A 17,417-nucleotide genomic window follows, 5' to 3' on the forward strand; every position below is an offset into this window, starting at 1 on the left:
ACGGGTTGTGCACGCTTTTCACCCCCCTGATTTTGGCTCCTGCAAAATGTATGAAGAGATAAAAACGCACCGTTTACTGAATTTTCAAATCAGCCTTTTGGCATTTTCAAAGTCACACCGCGACCATTCTTTTGATAAATCAATTCTGTCTCGCCAATCGCAGAGACACGGCCACCATCAATACGGTCGCCGACGGCCACTTTTTTGTAGCGCCCGTTGGACAGGCGGACGAGTGCGCGGCGGCTGGCTGGCTTACCGTAGACACCGATCAGATTGACCCGCTTGAGGTTGATCGCATTTCGCACAGTGGCTTGCTTTGCGACGGAGGCACGCGAGGGGATACTCGGCGAAACAGTGCGTGGAGCAACCGCAGTAAATTGCGTAACCTCTTCTTTTTGCTTAGCTTTTTCAGCACGCTTTACGATGCGGTCAAAGTTATTGGGGCGGTCCTTGGGCTTCACAGAACGCGCCACTGCCTGCGGAGTGGCGTTCGGATCGAGGTCGCGGGTATTGGCTTCAGGAAGCTTGATCACCACCGCTCCGGGCGTCGGCGGAACGGCCTGCGCAACCGCCTCTTCAATCGCTTGTTCAAGGGCGGCGCTGGCGTTTGGTGTTGGCGTGGGTTGTGGCTCTGCGGCGGCTATTTCACGTGCTGAAGGCGGGCGCATTTTGGGGCGAATCGAGGCCAGCTCCGTTCGGCTAAAACCGCCCAGATTGGCCCGCTCATTGGCTTCCGCAAGCCCCTCAGGCCGCGCTTTAGGCCGCATCGCCGCCCGCAAATCAGGCACCTCTACAGCCCCCTCCAGAGCCTCTGTCCTACCAGGTAAATCGGTAGGAAAATAAGGGGGTTTGCCTGCAAAAACGAGATGTCCGTCTGGCGATATCGCACCCTCTTTTGTGGCCCTGACCAGCCCGCGCTCATCCAGCGCAAAGCTGAGACCTTGGGCAGCTGGATTTGTTTGACGGCCAAGTGTGCCGTCAGCTTGCTCAAGGGTGAGCGCTGGCAAAGCAATCGCATCTTGGGCCGAGATCACAGGATCGATCGACGCAATATAAAGATCATCAGAATCCTGCAGTGGCGGAACCGTGGGCGCAGCAGGTGCCAAGACCCAAATGCCTGTAACTGCGTATTTTTCTTGCGCTTCCTGCAAGCTGATCTCAGGGATTGGCAAAGGCATTACGCGCGACAGATCGGTAGCTTGGGTTTCCTCACCCGTGTCGAGCGCTGCAAGCTCAAGCTGCGGCTCAAGCACCATCGCCTCGTCGCCTTCAATCTCGGTTTCATCAAGATCAGACGGAGCCAGAACAATGCGTTCGGGGTCTTTGCCGAGGAACCGTGACAGCCCCTCACCAACAAAGATCGAAGCCCAAGCCGCGACACCGAGTAAAAACACGAGCAATACGGCGGTTAAGATCAGTCCAAGGAACCTCGGCTTCCCGATAACCTTTTGCTTCTGAGATACTTTTTCCTTTTTGCGCGCTCCAAACACGGTGAGACGTTGGCGTTCGTTTTCTGTTGGAGGAGCAATGTTTGGCGGTGGCGTAGGCAGAGGGCGAGGTGCGGGCGCGACAGCTGTTGTACTTGCTGGTTGCGTGGCGGGTGCGTTCAGTTCTGGAGAGCCATCAGGGTCGCGTTGGCTGACAAATGCCATTTCCTCGCGCGCCGCTGCAGTGAGATCGGGGAGGGGCTGTGGGGGAGGGGGCGTGGCGTTCGCTTCGTTCTCAGGGAGCAGCGGGATGCTTGGTGCAACGGCGCTTGGTTCATGCCGTGTGACGCCTGAGAGAGAGGGCGCAACTGCCTTCTTGCCCTCCGCCTCTCGTCGCGTTGAAAACGAGGGAGTTGAAGCTTGTGGCGGCTGGACTTCTGGCTTAGGCGCTGACGTTGCAGGAAGGGCGTCTTCGGGTGGTGCTGTTGCTGCTTCAGGAATGCGCGCGACACCGCTGACCACAACGGCTTCCAAGTCGCGCTCGATATTGGCATCAATACCACTACAGGTGCCAAAAAATGGTTCGCCGACATAGCTGCCAGTGCTTGGCTGCGCAGTGAAATAGATTGGCTTAAATCCGTTGTCGGAGGCAAAACCTTCTGCTTCCAGCAAGGTTTCGCGCGCGACAGCGGCAACAACGAGGTCAGCGCCAGATTCGGCCCAGCAATACGCAAGCTCTTCAAGCGTGTAGGGTGTCACGCCGTCGAGAGCTGCGCGCACAGCAGTCTCATACTCCGCGGTCGGGCCATCAGGTTTCGTTAGCTGGAGGTATTTAATCTGTTCAGAGGGGAGCAGAAGCTTTACTGTGAGAGGCTCTGGCGTGATCTGAGCTGCTGTTTTCTTGAGTAAATTCAGGGCTTCTGGCAAATCAGGCACATCTAGAGGCACTTCGCCAACACGGGCCCAGCCCGCTGTAGAACGATGCAAAAGGCCAATGCCTTCAAACGATAATTTTAACGCAAAATTTGGTTTCATACAGCCGCCTTGAAGCCGGTCACAACACTATTAAGCTTTTATTATATCAATACCCTGCTGAATAAAACAGATCAGATGCCACTAAGAGTTCTCAAAGTGGCATCTGCTAACAATCATTAAAAACGTGCGTTTATGCGCTGGCTTTTGCGAGAGCTTGGTCGAGGTCAGCGATCAGGTCTTTTGCGTCCTCAATTCCGATTGAAATCCGTACAACACTTGGACCTGCGCCTGCCGCTTCCTGCTGCTCTGGGGTAAGCTGGCGGTGTGTTGTGGAGGCAGAATGGATCACAAGGCTGCGCGTGTCTCCAAGGTTTGCAACATGGCTGAAGATTTCGAGACTATCCACGAACTTGAGGCAGGATTCATAGCCACCTTTGAGCGCAATTGTGAACAAACCGCCAGCACCCTTCGGACAGATCTTGGCCACCCGCGCGTTGTAAGGTGAAGACTTTAGGCCCGCATAGGTGACGTAATCAACAGCCTCGTGGCCTTCCAGCCAGCCCGCAATTTGCTCAGCGTTCTGCACATGCCGCTCCATGCGCAGGCTCAGTGTTTCTATGCCCATGAGCGTGTAATGCGCTGCCTGCGGGTTCATCGTCATGCCCAGATCGCGCAGACCAATGGCGATGCCGTGAAACGTGTACGCGAGCGCGCCGAATGTTTCATGAAACTTAAGGCCGTGATAGGCAGGCTCTGGCTCGGATAGAGAAGGGAATTTGTCAGACGCCGACCAATCAAACTTACCCGAGTCGACAACGCACCCCCCTGTTACGGTACCGTTGCCTGTGAGGTATTTGGTGGTGGAGTGCACAACAAGCGTGGCGCCGTGCTCGATCGGGTTGCAGAGATAGGGCGTCGCTGATGTGTTATCTACGATAAGCGGAATGCCTGCAGCGTCTGAGATCGCTGAAATCGCATCCAGATCGGTGATATAACCGCCGGGGTTGGCGATCGTTTCACAAAAAACTGCGCGGGTGTCATCGTCGATGGCGGCTTTGACTGCTTCAAGATCATCAAAGTCGACAAACTTAGCAGACCAACCGAAGCGTTTTATCGTTTGGGAGAACTGCGTGATTGTGCCTCCATAAAGGCGCGAGGATGCGACGACATTGCGCCCGGGGGCCATCAGGGGGAAGAGTGCCATGATCTGGGCCGCATGGCCGGAAGAACAGCAAACTGCGCCTTGGCCGCCTTCGAGTGTGGCAATGCGCTCCGCCAGAACTGCAACCGTCGGGTTTGTCAGGCGAGAGTAAATATAGCCAACTTCTTGCAAGTTGAAGAGTGCTGCTGCGTGGTCAGCATCCCGAAAGACATAGGCTGTTGTCTGGTAAATTGGCGTTTGGCGCGCACCCGTGGCAGGGTCTGGTGCTGCGCCTGCGTGAATTTGAAGTGTGTCGAATCCGTAAGCCATTTGGGCCTCCCAAGTGTGTGTTTGGGCAAATGTTAGGCAAAGTGACGGACCTTCACAACTGGGAGTGCTCTAAGAGGGACAGGAGTTCAAAACTTGTTCTGAACGCGGAATGCTCCGCCCTTTATGGCGAGGATCTCAGAACATTGTTCTGTCTCAACGCATCCAGAAGCCCTCGCGCTTGATGCGGTTGCGGATAGCCTGTTCCTTGCGGGGCAGGTCGTTCTGATCAAACAGTGCGCGCACTTTTTCTCCCCGACCTTGATAGACAATGCGCTTGATCGGATTATAAGCTTTTAGAGCTTTTAGAGCTTTTAGAGCTTTTTTGAGCTTGTTGGGTGCGCATACCTGCTCAAGTGCAGTGATAACATGGTCCGCTTCACGCGCATAAAGGATAGGAAATAAACGATAATGACAGCTTACGGCGCCGTCTAGATAGCCTTCGGGAAGTGTGTCTCGACCGCCGCCAAGTGCATGAATGACCAGCGGCAGGGCCACCTGATCAAGCCATGGATCCATTGTTTGACAGACCAGTTCGCGTGGGGGCAGTCGCGAATGGCCAAAGCGTATTCGAGAAACTTTTCACCAAATTCATGCGGACATTTATAAAAGAAGAAGCCTGCGTTAAAGTATAGATACCGTTTCCAATATTCATCAGGCTGGGACTGATCGAGAGAGCTTTTGTAATCAAGCCCGAATTTGTCATAGAGCGACTTCCATATCTCGCCATATCCTGGCCCGTAGAGCTCAAGTGTTGGCCACGTGCCTTCACGCTTGAGTGAGGCCGAGGGCTTATTAAAATCAAAGTTAACAGATGTAAGTTCGCCTGTGATGAGCGTATCTGTGTCAAAGAAAACAAAGGGCTTGCCTTTGGGGAGGGCTGCCAGTGCTTCGATCTTGTTGCCGTAAGCATAAGCATTTCTGAAAGCCTTGCTTTCAAAGGAAATAATCTCGACATCAAGATCATTGAGGGCTTCTATAACAAGAGTGTCGTCCATACGCGGATCACGCGGCCAAAGGGGGCCGGGTTGCGGCTCTGCCACAATCAGGCGGCCTTTGAAATTAGGGCTGAATTCTCGCACAGAGGCAGCAAACAGAAGCGCCTCGTATTGCAGGCGCCCAGCCTGTCCGATCACAAAAACATTAAAATCGTCGGTTGTCTTAGATTTTGCAGCCATAGGCTCCGCTCAGCACTCGTTATTTGTTGAGAGTATAAAGACAATCAACGGCTGCGTCCAAGGGGCTTACGAAGAATTAGAAACAATAAAACAGCACAGAGCCCCAAGCGACACTGCGTTGCCCTTTGGGTCGTGTGGCGGGCAGTTTTGATCTTCGCTAAGAGTACATCGTCGCGTGGTTGAGCCGTTTCAATTCGTTTTTGTCCAAGGCATCTACTTTTGACGCAGGATTACAAAAAAGGCATCTCGCGGCTTGAGGTTTGGAACATTTAGTGAACATAAAGCCTGATGCGTGTCAGATTCTCAGATGTGTTTCCGCTCAAAGCCTGCCGGTACCACGAGGTAACAGGTGCAGGCTCTTATAGCTTTGCTGCCATTTGCTGTGGTGTCACATCAGGTAAGGCAATTTGGTTTGTCGAAGGCTGGGTGCCTGAGGTGCTAAATCCTCACGGATTGCAGACCTATTGTGATCCACATCGTGTCTTGATCGGGAAGTGTGCTGGTGCCCTGGATATATTGGCCGCAACAGAAGAATCTTTGAGATCGGGTTCTGTGTCATTGGTCGTCGCCGAACTCACTAAGCCGTTGAGTTTGATAGCTGGGCGTAGATTGCAACTCGCAGCAGAAGCGGGTTCGTCTACGGGATTGATGATTGTGCGTGAGGGCATGGGGAGTAATGCAACGCAAACCCGTTGGTCTATTTCACCTGCCTATTCACCAGATGACTCGACACAAATGCGATGGGAGCTTAACAAGAACAAAACGGGAACATGTGGGAATTGGAAGGTCTGCTGGAATGATGAGGCGCATCGCATCTCTGTGGTTTCCGAACCTGCCCAGCGAGCGCATTCTGCGCACAAAGCATATTGAGGGTCCCTTCGCAGTTATTGCACGCATCAAGAATGCGGATCGTCTTATTTGCCTGAATGCTATGGCTCAAGAACGTGGGTTGAGGCGTGGTATGGGTTTGGCTGATGCCCGTTCATTTTGTCCGCAGCTACAAACAGAATTGCACAACTCTCAGGCGGATCAGTTATTTCAAGACGGCCTTCTCAGATGGGCCAGGCGCTATTGTCCGTGGGTTGGGAAGGATGGCGTCGATGGATTGCTTCTTGATATCACTGGTTCGGCGCATCTGCTGGGGGGGGAGGTGGCGCTACTGAGAGACATTCGAATGCGGCTGGCCCGATCTAAACTGACGGTCTGTGTTGGCATAGGTGACACATTGGGCGCGGCATGGGCTTTGGCACATTTTGGTCAGGGCTGTGCTGACACTGGCGACACCCTGAGCGCGATCCAGAGGCTACCCATCGCCTGCCTTCGAATCACGACTAAGGAGGACACCACCTTACAGCGTTTAGGTATCAAGACGGTCGGGCAGCTTGCAGCCCTGCCTCGCGCTACGGTTGGTCAACGGTTTGGGGCATCGGTTTTGATGCGATTGGATCAAGCGCTAGGCCGTCAAGCTGAGAGCATTTCCCCAGAAGCCAATGCGCCAACCTATTCGACACGGCTCACGTTGCCTGAGCCCATTGGCTTAGCGAAGGATGTGATGGCGGGTGTAGAGCGCCTGCTTTACCCGCTGTGCAAAAAACTGACAGACAACATGTCAGGTGTGCGGGTGCTGTCTTTGTCTTGTCGACGCATTGACGGGGGTGATCAAACCGTTGAATTGCGTCTTGCACGGCCTCTCCGTGATCCAACACGAATACTTCCATTATTCGAAAGGGGGGTCGGAGAGATAGATTCTGGCTTTGGCATTGACCAATTACGTTTGGTTGCCGTTCAGGTGGAAGCTTTACCTGTCGAGCAAACCACACAAACCACTCAAGGCAAATCACGACATGATGACGGTTTGCACGATTTGATCACGCGGCTGGGAAATCGTATCGGACTAGAGAACATCCAGAGGTTTTTGCCCGCTGACAGCCATATTCCTGAACGTAGCTTCATCATTGCACCCGTAGCTTGGTCAGAGCCTACGGGTGCATGGGGGACTTGGAACCCACGACCTATTCGATTGTTTCAGCCTGAGTATGTGGCCGCAGCGACAACTGTTCCGCCCAAGAGATTCAAATGGCGGGGTATGTCCTTCCAGATTGGGCGCACAACGGGACCAGAGCGCATTGCCCCAGAATGGTGGTTTGATGATGAAAACTGGCGACACGGTGTGCGGGACTATTGGAAAGTAGAGACCCGTGAAGGTCATCGTCTATGGATGTTTTATACGCCTCAAAACCCAAGTTGGTTTGTGCATGGGATGTTCGCATGAGCTACGCTGAACTTTGCACCACGAGTAATTTCACTTTCCTCAAGGGCGCTTCTCACCCGGAAGAACTCGTGACACGGGCTGCTGAGCTCGGATTGTCTGCCATTGCGATCACGGACCATAATTCATTGGCGGGTGTTGTACGGGCGTATGCGGCCCTGAAAGAATTGAAGCGCACTGCATCAGAGGGTGTCATCATACGATCAAGTAAACAGATGGATCACAGCAGTCGGCAAGATACAGGGGGGACATTGCTAAACGGCCCCGATGTTAGGAGTCAATTTCCCAAACTGATCGTAGGGGCAAGATTGGTGTTGCAGGATAGCTTGGTGCATTGGGTCGCATTACCCAAAGATCGTAAGGGATATGAGGCACTGTCTCGCCTTTTAACACTCGGCAAGATGCGTGCCGAAAAAGGTGAATGCCATCTATTCCATCGTGATGTGTTGGACAGAGCCAAGGGCATGATCTTGATTGGCCTTCCTCAGGGGCGCCGCAAACAGACTGCTGGGCATATCGCAGAGGTCGTCAGAGCGTTCCCCTCAAACGTATATCTGGGGTGTGCGCCAAGATATGATGGCAGCGACCAAGCCTATTTTGATCAATGTATGTCTTTGTCACATACGACCTCTGCGCCGATGGTGGCTGTTGGTGATGTGCTTTTACATCACGGATCCCGCCGGCAATTGGCTGACGTCCTGACGTGCTTGCGTGAAAGGTGCCGTATTGATGATATTGGCAAACGCGCCCTCCCCAATGCAGAGCGTCGGCTCAAGGGCATCGATGATATGGCTCGATTGTTTCGCAATCACCCTGCGGTGATTAGACGGACGCAAGAGATCGCAGACAAGTGTAGTTTTTGCCTGTCTGAACTTTCCTATGAATACCCCACGGAAGTTACACAGGGGGAAACGGCCCATGACCGACTGGTCCGGTTAACAGCCAGCGGCCTGAAACGGCGCTACCCGAATGGTATAACAGAGCGTGTGCGTGCTCTGGTTGAAAAAGAGCTGTCACTGGTGAAGACGCTCGGGTTTGCTGCGTATTTCCTGACCGTGCATGACATTGTTACCTTTGCACGCTCTCAAGGGATTTTGTGTCAGGGGCGAGGGTCTGCTGCCAATTCGATCCTGTGTTATGCGCTGGGGATCACTGATGTTGGGCCTGAGACGATTACCATGGTGTTCGAGCGGTTTATGTCTGAACACCGTGGTGAACCACCCGATATTGATATCGACTTCGAGCATGAGCGCCGTGAAGAAGTGATCCAGTATATCTACGAGACATATGGCAGGCACAGGGCTGGGCTGTGCGTCACGGTCATTCACTTTCGCACGCGTGCCGCGATCAGGGAAGTGGGTGCGGTCATGGGGCTGTCACAGGACGTGCTGAGCGGGTTGAGCAGTCAAATCTGGGGGATGTCGGGTGCTCAGGTCGATGAAGCCCGTGTGCGCGAACTTGGCCTTGACCTCAGTGATCGCCGTTTGTCTCAAACGCTACGTTTGATTGGTGAGATGATCGGATTCCCCCGTCACCTGTCCCAACATGTAGGGGGCTTTGTCATCACACAGGGGCGGCTGGATGAGCTTTGCCCTATTGAAAATGCGGCAATGGATGACCGCACGGTGATTGAATGGGACAAGGATGATATTGATACGTTGGGCATCCTGAAGGTTGATATCCTGTCGTTGGGAATGTTGACCTGTATCCGCAAGTGCTTTGATCTGATTGCCTTGCACGGGGGCTCGAAATTGGACATTGCAAGCGTTCCACAAGAAGACACCAAGACTTATGATATGCTGTGCAAGGCTGATGCGGTTGGTGTGTTCCAAGTGGAAAGCCGAGCCCAGATGAATTTCCTACCCCGCATGCGGCCACGCACATTCTACGACTTAGTGATTGAGGTCGCTATTGTACGTCCTGGCCCGATCCAAGGTGGCATGGTTCACCCTTATATCAACCGGCGCCAAGGCAAGGAGCCGGTTAGTTTTCCATCCAAGGCATTAGAAGCCGTGCTGGGTAAAACATGCGGCGTTCCGTTGTTTCAAGAACAAGCTATGCAAATCGCTGTGGTCGCAGCAGGCTTTACCCCAGAGGAGGCTGATCATCTACGGCGATCCTTGGCTACCTTCCGGAAAATGGGAACCATTGGCACATTTCGTGATCGGTTCATCCGTGGAATGTTGCAACGTGGATACGAACTCGATTTTGCAGATTGTTGTTTTTCACAAATCGAGGGTTTCGGTGAATATGGCTTCCCTGAAAGTCACGCTGCAGCATTCGCAATGTTAGCCTATGTGTCAGCATGGTTAAAATGCCACCACCCAGCGGCCTTTGCATGTGCGCTTCTGAATTCACAACCAATGGGTTTCTATGCTCCCGCTCAGATCGTAAGGGATGCCCGTGAACACAACATCGAAACCCGACCAGTCTGTGTCAACAACTCGGGCTGGAACAACCACTTGGAAAAGCGAACAGACGGTACTCTGGCCCTTCGATTGGGGTTTCGGCAAATCAAAGGTATGAAGCGGGACGATGCAGAGTGGATCGTTTCCGCTCGGGGAAATGGATACCATGATATTCCAAGCCTATGGCATCGTGCAGGCGTATCCCCAAGCTCCTTAGAACGTTTGGCCGAGGCCGATGCCTTTACGGGTATTGGCCTGACCAGACGTGATGCTCTCTGGCAGGTTAAAGCGATCAGGGCTGATAGGCCTTTGCCCCTGTTCAATGATCCAATCGATGGCGAAGTGATTCCCGAGCCAAAGGTGGTGTTACCAATGATGAACTTGGGTGAAGAAGTCGTTGAAGATTATGTATCTATGCGGATGTCACTGCGGGCACATCCCGTTGAACTGATACGGTCCACTCTCAATAATGTGACGCCACATGCTGAACTGGCGCGCATTCCGTTGGGCCGTATCGCGGTGTGCGGTCTGGTTATTACCCGCCAGCGGCCTGGCACGGCTTCGGGTGTTATTTTTCTAACACTTGAGGATGAAACAGGTGTAAGCAACATCGTTGTTTGGCCTAAAGTCTATGAGAAATTCCGAAAGGCCGTGATGGGGGGGCGGTTGTTGCAAATAACTGGATATCTGCAACGTGAAGGCATTGTCGTGCATCTAATTGCTCAAGATATTCAGGATATGTCGCATCGGTTGTCCGAGCTTGGCCACCCAATGGGAGAGGTCGTTGGTCAGACCTTGCCGCATGCAGACGATACACCCCGACCTCATCATCCTACTTCAGCAAGTCGCGCGTACCATCCACGTGACCAAGCCAAGAAGCTGTTTCCAAGCAGGGACTTTCATTAAAATGAGGACAGAGAGTTGGGCGCCAGCTCCTATTTTGAAAACGACGAACGAAAAGCAGGATCCAATTCCTCTTTTTTGAAATTGAATTTTCAGTATGCGTTGAAAGGGGTCACTCTGGGCAAAAACTGGTCTGAACGATCAATGAACACCACATGTTGGCGATCAGGCACACGCCAGTATGTATTATATGAGCAAGACCAGACTGCCTAACTGTCTTGGACGTATGCGATCTGCGCATTTTGATCCGAGCGCTTTTGAAGATAGACGTCATCCGCCGAATACCACTGAGGCTGTAGCTGACGCATCTATTTTCTGTGTAAGTGTCGGAAAGACTTACAGGAATGGCCTGATAGGCCATCAAATTAAGGAAAATAAATAATTTTTTAAGTGGTGGGCGACCCTGGAATCGAACCAGGCGTGCGTCTCCGCGAGGGAGTTACAGTCCCCTGCCACACCTTGCGGCCTGTCGCCCACTGAGGGAGGGGATTACTTGCCTCGCTAAGGGTCGTCAACAGCAAATTGGCATGATAAGCGGCGCAGAGGAGAGAAAATGTCTCTCAGCTTGAAAACAGGGTCTTGCGATGAAAAAGCCGAAGTGGGTTGTGGAAAAAGAACGTGGCAAAAAGCTGGAGGCCGCCGAGACGGTGTGGCTCTTTGGTTTACACGCTGTTCGCGATGCTCTTGCTAACCCTAAGCGTGAGAAACTGCGCCTTATCGTTACGCTAAATGCGCAAACCAAGCTTGCCGATGTGATTGCTCAAAGTGGAATGGAGCCGGAGGTTTCTGATCCGCGTAAATTTTCTGCGCCTTTGGACCCTCAGTCTGTGCATCAAGGGGCTGCGCTTGAAGTGAAGGCTCTCGACTGGGGCTCTGTGGCGGATGCCTGCGTCAGCGGGGGCGATGAACGGCCTGCACGCGTTTTGTTGCTTGATCGGGTGTCAGACCCGCACAATGTGGGGGCTATTCTGCGCTCGGCTGAAGTATTTGGCGCGCGCGCCGTGATCGGAACAAAGCGCCATGCTGCGCCAGAAACAGGCGCTTTGGCCAAGACAGCAAGTGGTGCGTTGGAACGTCAGCCTTACCTGCGTGTTACGAATCTCTCGCGTGCGATGGACGAGCTGAAAGGCTACGGGTATTTTCTAATTGGTCTTGATGGAGAGGCAGAGACCACGCTTGAGGCCGAGCTGGAAGGCTATCACGACCGTCCCGTTGCCTTGGTTTTGGGCGCAGAGGGGCCAGGGCTTCGCGAAAAGACAAAAGAACAATGTGACGTTTTGGCGAAGATAGATTTTGCGGGGGACTTTGGGTCATTGAATGTTTCAAATGCTGCTGCCGTGTCGCTTTATGCCGCCACTCGGCAAAAATCAGCCTGAATTAACGCTTTGTTCACAGGTTTTTTACATGCTCTTTATAAGTTGGAAATCGTTCCTACATCTAATCCAGAAGCAGGATGGAACACCTGCTTTGGAAACACTGTCCCTCGTTCCGTAACTGCGCTCAAGTTCGACTTGGGCGCTTTTTTTTGATCAATAGGATATGAGGGAGATATAAATGAGCGAGACCTATACCGACCGTTTTCTCAAGGATGTGATGTCGCGCGCAAAAAAGATCGCGATTGTTGGACTGTCCAGTAAAGAAACACGCCCCAGCTTTTTTGTGGGGCGCTATCTAAAGTTGCGAGGGTATGAAATTTTCCCTGTGAACCCTGCCTACGTCGGGAAAGACTTTTTGGGTGCTCCTTATGTTGGCAGCCTCGCAGAGCTTCCTCTAGACACTGATTTTTTGGATATTTTTCGTCGTTCCGAAGATGTTTTGCCAATTGTGGAAGAGGCTTTGGAGCGCTTGCCCAAGCTGCGAACAATATGGCTGCAGATCGGCGTCATCAATGAAGAGGCGGCAGCGCACGCTCGTGAACGTGGCGTGGACGTCGTCATGGGCCGCTGTCCCAAGATTGAATATCAGCGTCTCTTCGGTGAGTTGCGGCGTGGTGGGTTCAACACCGGTGTGATCAGTTCCAAGCTCTAAACGTGTTTCGCCGCGCTAAGCAGCTGGGCGTTGCCACAGGATCCCTCTTTTTTGCTCAGAGATATTGTTTTAATTCTGGCGTGAGGCTTTTTCAGCGATGCCGGAGCGGAATTGACGGCGCTCGAGTTCGGCCATGACATCAGAGATATTTACTTCATTGGCATAGAGCACAACGAGGAGGTGGAAAAGGAGATCGGCCGCCTCGGATGTGAGGCCTTCTTTGTTGCCTTTGACGGCCTCAATCACCGTCTCGATTGCTTCCTCTCCCAGCTTTTCTGCGACTTTGTCGCGCCCTTGGGCTAGGAGCTTGGCTGTCCAGCTGTTCTCTGGCGAGGCTTTTGCACGCGTGGCGATGATGGCTTCAAGCTCGTCTAGTGTCATTCTTCGATCCTCATGGGGATGCCTGCGGCCTGCATGTACTCTTTGGCCTCTCTGATGGAATATGTGCCGAAGTGAAAGATCGATGCGGCTAAAACGGCGCTTGCATGACCTTCTTTCACGCCTTCAACCAGATGCTCTAAAGTACCAACGCCACCAGATGCGATCACCGGTACGCTTACAGCATCGGAGATCGCACGGGTGAGGGGAAGAGTATAGCCTGCTTTGGTTCCGTCGCGGTCCATTGAGGTCAAGAGAATTTCGCCAGCGCCGTTTTGTGTCACCAGTTTGGCAAACTCGATGGCGTCAATTCCAGTAGATTTACGGCCCCCATGGGTAAAAATCTCCCATTTGCCTGGGCTTACCGTTTTTGCGTCAATGGCCACAACGATACATTGTGAGCCAAAATGTGCTGATGCCTCGCCAACCACATCTGGGTTAGCGACGGCAGCGGAGTTGAAGCTGACCTTATCAGCACCTGCAAGAAGCAAGTCGCGTACGTCCTGAACCGTGCGCACACCGCCGCCGACAGTGAGGGGGATATAGCATTGCTCAGCTGTGCGGGTGACCATGTCAAACATGGTTCCACGGTTCTCGTGGGTTGCGTGAATATCGAGGAAGCAAAGCTCATCAGCGCCAGCGGCGTCGTAGGCTTTGGCAGCATCAACAGGGTCGCCCGCATCGCGAAGGCCGACGAAGTTCACGCCTTTGACAACGCGGCCATCGGCGACATCGAGGCAGGGAATGATGCGGGTTTTGAGCATGTTTGGGCCTTTGATGACAGCGTAAGGGCTGTTTACCGAGCCGCGAGGGGCAGATCAATTCGCTTTGTTTGAGCGGGCGCGCTTTATTACCGCGGCAACGGCAAACCCCAAGCCAATCAGCAGCGTCGGTGGCACACTCAGAAGCCCGATCCAGGAGGCGGAAAAAAGCGCCTCTCCGTAAAGTTCCGAGCTTTGCTGGCAGCCGAGAAATGTGGTTCCGCCAGAGCAGTCGGTGTGGGCGAAGAGCGCCGTGCAAACAAAGAAAACAAGAGCCGGGAAGACCGCGCTCGCCCCGGTGAGCAGCAACCGGCGTTTGAAGCGGCTATGGCCCTTGCTTGCCGGATCGGCGGAAGCCAAGGCGAGAACACCGAAGATCAGCGCAGGCATGGTTGGCAAGGCGATGAGGAACCCCATGGTGCTATCGGCTCCCGCTAGGACTGCATGAGCGTCAGCGCTTCTTTGAGGTCAATCGCGCCGTCATAGAGCGCGCGGCCCGAGATGGCTCCGTTGAGGGGGGCGCCGCAGGATTTGAGGGCGGTGAGATCGGCCAGAGAGCTGACGCCGCCCGAGGCGATCACGGGGATTGAGACAGCGTTGCCGAGGGCGGCTGTGGCTTCCACATTGGGGCCTTTCATCGCGCCGTCGCGCAATATGTCGGTGTAGATGATCGCGGCGACGCCAGCGTCTTCGAAGCTGCGGGCCAGCTCGGTGGCGTCGACATCGGTCTCTTCAGCCCAGCCTTTGGTGGCGACTTTGCCGTGGCGTGCGTCAATGCCAACGGCAACTTTGCCGGGGAATTCGCGGGCTGCGTCGCGCACAAGTTGAGGGTTTTCGACCGCAACCGTGCCAAGGATGACGCGGGCGAGGCCGCGACTGATCCAGCGCTCGATTGTGGCCATGTCGCGGATGCCGCCGCCAAGCTGGGCGGGGACGCGGCACTGCGCAAGGATTTCTTCGACGGGAGCCGCATTGACGGGCTCGCCCGCAAATGCGCCATTGAGATCAACCAGATGCAGCCATTCACACCCCGCAGCAACGAACTCCAACGCTTGCGCGGCAGGGTTCTCGTTGAATACAGTTTCTTGGTCCATTTCGCCATGAACAAGGCGCACGGCGCGGCCGTCTTTAAGGTCAATTGCCGGGTAGAGGATCATGCTAAAGTCCTGTGAAAAAGATGTTAGGAGCTTTATGCACGCAAGCGCACGAAATGCAATGTGACCTCAAGTCATGCTTGCGTGGAATCGCTCTGCACGCTCAAGATAGTTAGAGATTGGGAGGTCTTATCATGAAAAGTACACTTATTTTGGCTATGGCGGGTCTGTTTTATGCGGGAGCAGCAATGGCTGATCCTGCACTGGGGCTTTGGAAAACCGAAGTAGACGACGGCGCCTATGCGCATGTGGAGATTAGCCCTTGCGGTGAGAATATATGCGGTACCATTGTCCAAACGTTCAATAACAGCGGTGAGTACAACTCACCAAATAAAGGCAAACAAATTGTCCGTGCAATGAGTCCAAAGGGAGAAGGTGCATATGAGGGCAAGGTCTGGCGGCCGTCAAATGACAAAATTTATTTTGGTAAAATGCAGGTTGGTGGAAAAAAACTGACGCTGAAAGGCTGTGTCGCTGGCGGATTGCTGTGTGCCAGTCAGAAATGGACCAAAATCAACTGAATATTATCGAGATCACGGCTGCCATGTCAGGAAATTGCCAATCATTCTGAGGCCTGTTTCCTGACTTTTTTCGGGGTGAAACTGCACTCCAACAAGATTGTCCCGACCGACGACAGCCGTGATTTTTCCACCATGCTCTGTGCTGGCAAGTCGCTCGGCAGAGTCCTCGACGACGAAGTGGTAAGAATGCACGAAATAGCAGTGTTTTCCTGCAGTTACGCCGGAAAAGAGCGGATGATCGTGCTCGATATCTAGCGCATTCCAGCCCATATGAGGGACGCGCAATGTGGGGTCCGATGGGATTATTTTGCGAACTTCGCCTTTGATCCAGTCAAAGCCCATTGTTTCTTCATGCTCAAGCCCGCGCGTCGACAGCATTTGCATTCCTATGCAAATGCCCATGAAGGGTCGGGCGCGATGAATAACCACCTCTTGCAACGCTTCAAAGATGCCCTTGTGATCAAAAAGAGCTTTGTGGCAGGCGGGGAAAGCGCCGTCGCCCGGTAGGACCACTCGGTCAGCCTTAAGCACTGTTTCAGGATCGGACGTTACGATCACATCGCCAGCCCCCATCTCGTGAGCCATGCGCTCAAAAGCCTTGTGAGCGGAGTGTAAATTTCCGCTGTCGTAGTCAACGATGGCTGTTAGCATGGCTCAGAGTGTGCCTTTTGTCGAAGGAATGGACCCCGCAGCGCGCAAGTCAGCCTCAAGAGCAACACGTAGGGCGCGCGCAACGGCTTTGAACGCAGCCTCAGCGATGTGATGAGAGTTGAAGCCGTGCAGAGTATCGACATGTAGGGTGAGGCCTGCATGCGTGCTAAAGGCTTGGAAGAATTCCCGCACAAGCTCTGTATCAAATGTGCCGATTTTAGCAGTGGGCATATCAACATTCCAAACCAGGAAAGGACGGCCTGAAATATCGAGGGCAGCGCGTACAAGCGCGTCATCCATCGGTAAAAGGCAGGAGCCATAGCGGTTTATTCCAGCTTTGTTGCCGACGGCTATTGCAAGCGCTTGGCCCAAGGCGATGCCTACATCTTCTACACTGTGGTGATCATCAATGTGCAGATCGCCTTCGCAACGTACATTCATATCCATCATCGCGTGGCGGGCAAGCTGGTCTAGCATGTGATCAAAGAATCCAACGCCTGTCTGGTTGTCATAGCGTCCTGTGCCATCAAGCGTGAGCTCGACGGTAATTTTGGTTTCGCTTGTATTGCGAGAGACGGTGGCTTGGCGCATCGGGTTTTCCTTTGTTCTGGGGTGCTTATAGGGCGAGGAAACGCTCGGGAAAAGCCCTGAGATCAAAAGGCTTGAGAAGAGACGTTGCGCCTGTTGCAGACGCGTGGCAGTGTCAGGCTGCAATGCGAAAAGGAAAGCGCCATGTCAGATTGTGTGTTTGTTCAACTCAGATGCAAACCCGGCACGACCTATAAGGTTGCCGAGGCGCTTGTCATGAAAGAGCTGCACTCAGAACTCTACTCGACGAGTGGCGAATGGGACCTCCTTTTGAAAGTCTATGTCCCGAAGGGAGAGGACGTGGGGAAGTTTGTGAATGAGCGGTTGTTGGATGTGGCTGGGATTGAGCGGTCGTTGACCACGCTGACCTTCAAAGTTTTCTGATTTTTCCAAATTATTTTCGGGCGGTGCGTGAGCGGCTGTTTCTCTGATTTGAGAGGGGCAGCTTTGCGGCATTCGCAGGGCGATGCAAAACAGCTGTCCAGAACGACGAAAGGCCACCCGAAGGTGGCCTTGTCGTTTCTCTGGTGAGAGAGAAATTGGAGCGGGCGAGGCGATTCGAACGCCCGACCCTAACCTTGGCAAGGTTATGCTCTACCCCTGAGCTACGCCCGCCCTCTTCGGTGTGGCTCACTTAGAAAAGGCGCGGCGCGGGTGCAAGGGGAAATGCGGAGAGCGATCTCCATTTTTGCCACCCGCGCGGCGACG

At 53.5% G+C, this 17,417-nt stretch carries 14 protein-coding genes, 2 tRNA genes and 1 pseudogene; 6 read left to right on the forward strand and 11 right to left on the reverse strand.

All coding sequences use genetic code 11. The features are described from left to right. Positions 1 to 89: 89 nt before the first annotated feature. The 3 genes and pseudogenes from P8O11_RS11210 to P8O11_RS11220 form a co-directional block, all read right to left on the reverse strand. Positions 90 to 2,462: a hypothetical protein gene (locus P8O11_RS11210; RefSeq protein WP_300294241.1), complete on the reverse strand. Its 2,373-nt coding sequence runs from the start codon at positions 2,460 to 2,462 to the stop codon at positions 90 to 92. A 130-nt stretch (positions 2,463 to 2,592) separates the two neighbouring features. Continuing rightward, complete coding sequence (locus tag P8O11_RS11215) at positions 2,593 to 3,873, reverse strand: O-acetylhomoserine aminocarboxypropyltransferase/cysteine synthase family protein (RefSeq protein ID WP_300294242.1); 1,281 nt, start codon at positions 3,871 to 3,873, stop codon at positions 2,593 to 2,595. Positions 3,874 to 4,026: 153 nt separating this feature from the next. Further along, positions 4,027 to 5,048 (reverse strand): annotated as a pseudogene (locus tag P8O11_RS11220) (hypothetical protein). A gap of 799 nt (positions 5,049 to 5,847) precedes the next feature. Here P8O11_RS11220 and P8O11_RS11230 point away from each other — a divergent pair. Further along, entirely contained in the window at positions 5,848 to 7,320 is a 1,473-nt protein-coding gene (locus P8O11_RS11230) for a DNA polymerase Y family protein (RefSeq protein ID WP_367186885.1), read from the forward strand. Further along, entirely contained in the window at positions 7,317 to 10,631 is a 3,315-nt protein-coding gene (locus tag P8O11_RS11235) for an error-prone DNA polymerase (protein ID WP_300294245.1), read from the forward strand. Before P8O11_RS11230 ends, P8O11_RS11235 begins: the two co-directional genes overlap by 4 nt. Positions 10,632 to 11,019: 388 nt before the next feature. Here the strand turns inward: P8O11_RS11235 and P8O11_RS11240 are convergent. Then, positions 11,020 to 11,103 (reverse strand) — tRNA-Tyr (locus tag P8O11_RS11240). 109 nt (positions 11,104 to 11,212) lie between these two features. Between P8O11_RS11240 and rlmB the strand changes: the two genes are divergently transcribed. Continuing rightward, on the forward strand, positions 11,213 to 12,004 hold the full coding sequence (gene rlmB / locus P8O11_RS11245; protein WP_273498353.1) for a 23S rRNA (guanosine(2251)-2'-O)-methyltransferase RlmB: 792 nt from the start codon (positions 11,213 to 11,215) through the stop codon (positions 12,002 to 12,004). Positions 12,005 to 12,182: 178 nt separating this feature from the next. Further along, positions 12,183 to 12,656 (forward strand): CoA-binding protein, encoded by a 474-nt coding sequence (locus P8O11_RS11250; RefSeq protein ID WP_300294246.1) that lies wholly within the window; start codon positions 12,183 to 12,185, stop codon positions 12,654 to 12,656. 69 nt (positions 12,657 to 12,725) lie between these two features. On the opposite strand, the gene P8O11_RS11255 is transcribed toward P8O11_RS11250, so the two are convergent. Genes P8O11_RS11255 through hisA form a run of 4 tightly spaced genes read right to left on the reverse strand, consistent with a single transcriptional unit; the run spans position 12,726 to position 14,952 of the window. Next, positions 12,726 to 13,037, reverse strand: coding sequence for a phosphoribosyl-ATP diphosphatase (locus P8O11_RS11255; protein WP_300294247.1), 312 nt, complete (start codon positions 13,035 to 13,037; stop codon positions 12,726 to 12,728). Continuing rightward, complete coding sequence (hisF, locus tag P8O11_RS11260) at positions 13,034 to 13,798, reverse strand: imidazole glycerol phosphate synthase subunit HisF (protein ID WP_300294248.1); 765 nt, start codon at positions 13,796 to 13,798, stop codon at positions 13,034 to 13,036. Before hisF ends, P8O11_RS11255 begins: the two co-directional genes overlap by 4 nt. Positions 13,799 to 13,852: 54 nt before the next feature. Further along, entirely contained in the window at positions 13,853 to 14,185 is a 333-nt protein-coding gene (locus tag P8O11_RS11265; protein WP_300294249.1) for a hypothetical protein, read from the reverse strand. A 44-nt stretch (positions 14,186 to 14,229) separates the two neighbouring features. Then, the gene (gene hisA, locus P8O11_RS11270; RefSeq protein ID WP_300294250.1) at positions 14,230 to 14,952 is read right to left on the reverse strand and encodes a 1-(5-phosphoribosyl)-5-[(5-phosphoribosylamino)methylideneamino]imidazole-4-carboxamide isomerase; all 723 of its coding nucleotides are present in this window, start codon (positions 14,950 to 14,952) and stop codon (positions 14,230 to 14,232) included. Positions 14,953 to 15,083: 131 nt separating this feature from the next. Here hisA and P8O11_RS11275 point away from each other — a divergent pair, with 131 nt between their 5' ends. Continuing rightward, positions 15,084 to 15,470, forward strand: a complete 387-nt coding sequence (locus P8O11_RS11275; protein ID WP_300294251.1) for a DUF2147 domain-containing protein — start codon at positions 15,084 to 15,086, stop codon at positions 15,468 to 15,470. 12 nt (positions 15,471 to 15,482) lie between these two features. On the opposite strand, the gene hisH is transcribed toward P8O11_RS11275, so the two are convergent. Both hisH and hisB read right to left on the reverse strand, forming a co-directional pair. Continuing rightward, positions 15,483 to 16,121 carry an imidazole glycerol phosphate synthase subunit HisH gene (hisH, locus tag P8O11_RS11280; RefSeq protein WP_300294252.1) on the reverse strand — a complete coding sequence of 213 codons (639 nt, stop codon included), beginning with the start codon at positions 16,119 to 16,121 and terminating at the stop codon, positions 15,483 to 15,485. 3 nt (positions 16,122 to 16,124) lie between these two features. Beyond that, positions 16,125 to 16,712 (reverse strand): imidazoleglycerol-phosphate dehydratase HisB, encoded by a 588-nt coding sequence (gene hisB, locus P8O11_RS11285; protein ID WP_300294253.1) that lies wholly within the window; start codon positions 16,710 to 16,712, stop codon positions 16,125 to 16,127. A gap of 141 nt (positions 16,713 to 16,853) precedes the next feature. Here hisB and P8O11_RS11290 point away from each other — a divergent pair, with 141 nt between their 5' ends. After that, the gene (locus P8O11_RS11290; RefSeq protein WP_300294254.1) at positions 16,854 to 17,093 is read left to right on the forward strand and encodes an Lrp/AsnC ligand binding domain-containing protein; all 240 of its coding nucleotides are present in this window, start codon (positions 16,854 to 16,856) and stop codon (positions 17,091 to 17,093) included. Positions 17,094 to 17,249: 156 nt separating this feature from the next. Here P8O11_RS11290 and P8O11_RS11295 read toward each other — a convergent pair. Continuing rightward, positions 17,250 to 17,324: transfer RNA gene (locus P8O11_RS11295), tRNA-Gly, on the reverse strand. Positions 17,325 to 17,417: the final 93 nt, after the last annotated feature.

Origin of the sequence: Lentibacter sp., from assembly GCF_029254145.1 — a bacterium.
Taxonomy (GTDB): domain Bacteria; phylum Pseudomonadota; class Alphaproteobacteria; order Rhodobacterales; family Rhodobacteraceae; genus Lentibacter.

Coding starts and splice junctions, on each gene's coding strand:
- P8O11_RS11210 (WP_300294241.1), bottom strand. CDS start 2,462: ATGAAACCAAATTTTGCGTTAAAATTATCGTTTGAAGGCATTGGCCTT.
- P8O11_RS11215 (WP_300294242.1), bottom strand. CDS start 3,873: ATGGCTTACGGATTCGACACACTTCAAATTCACGCAGGCGCAGCACCA.
- P8O11_RS11230 (WP_367186885.1), top strand. CDS start 5,848: ATGAGGCGCATCGCATCTCTGTGGTTTCCGAACCTGCCCAGCGAGCGC.
- P8O11_RS11235 (WP_300294245.1), top strand. CDS start 7,317: ATGAGCTACGCTGAACTTTGCACCACGAGTAATTTCACTTTCCTCAAG.
- rlmB (WP_273498353.1), top strand. CDS start 11,213: ATGAAAAAGCCGAAGTGGGTTGTGGAAAAAGAACGTGGCAAAAAGCTG.
- P8O11_RS11250 (WP_300294246.1), top strand. CDS start 12,183: ATGAGCGAGACCTATACCGACCGTTTTCTCAAGGATGTGATGTCGCGC.
- P8O11_RS11255 (WP_300294247.1), bottom strand. CDS start 13,037: ATGACACTAGACGAGCTTGAAGCCATCATCGCCACGCGTGCAAAAGCC.
- hisF (WP_300294248.1), bottom strand. CDS start 13,798: ATGCTCAAAACCCGCATCATTCCCTGCCTCGATGTCGCCGATGGCCGC.
- P8O11_RS11265 (WP_300294249.1), bottom strand. CDS start 14,185: ATGCCTGCGCTGATCTTCGGTGTTCTCGCCTTGGCTTCCGCCGATCCG.
- hisA (WP_300294250.1), bottom strand. CDS start 14,952: ATGATCCTCTACCCGGCAATTGACCTTAAAGACGGCCGCGCCGTGCGC.
- P8O11_RS11275 (WP_300294251.1), top strand. CDS start 15,084: ATGAAAAGTACACTTATTTTGGCTATGGCGGGTCTGTTTTATGCGGGA.
- hisH (WP_300294252.1), bottom strand. CDS start 16,121: ATGCTAACAGCCATCGTTGACTACGACAGCGGAAATTTACACTCCGCT.
- hisB (WP_300294253.1), bottom strand. CDS start 16,712: ATGCGCCAAGCCACCGTCTCTCGCAATACAAGCGAAACCAAAATTACC.
- P8O11_RS11290 (WP_300294254.1), top strand. CDS start 16,854: ATGTCAGATTGTGTGTTTGTTCAACTCAGATGCAAACCCGGCACGACC.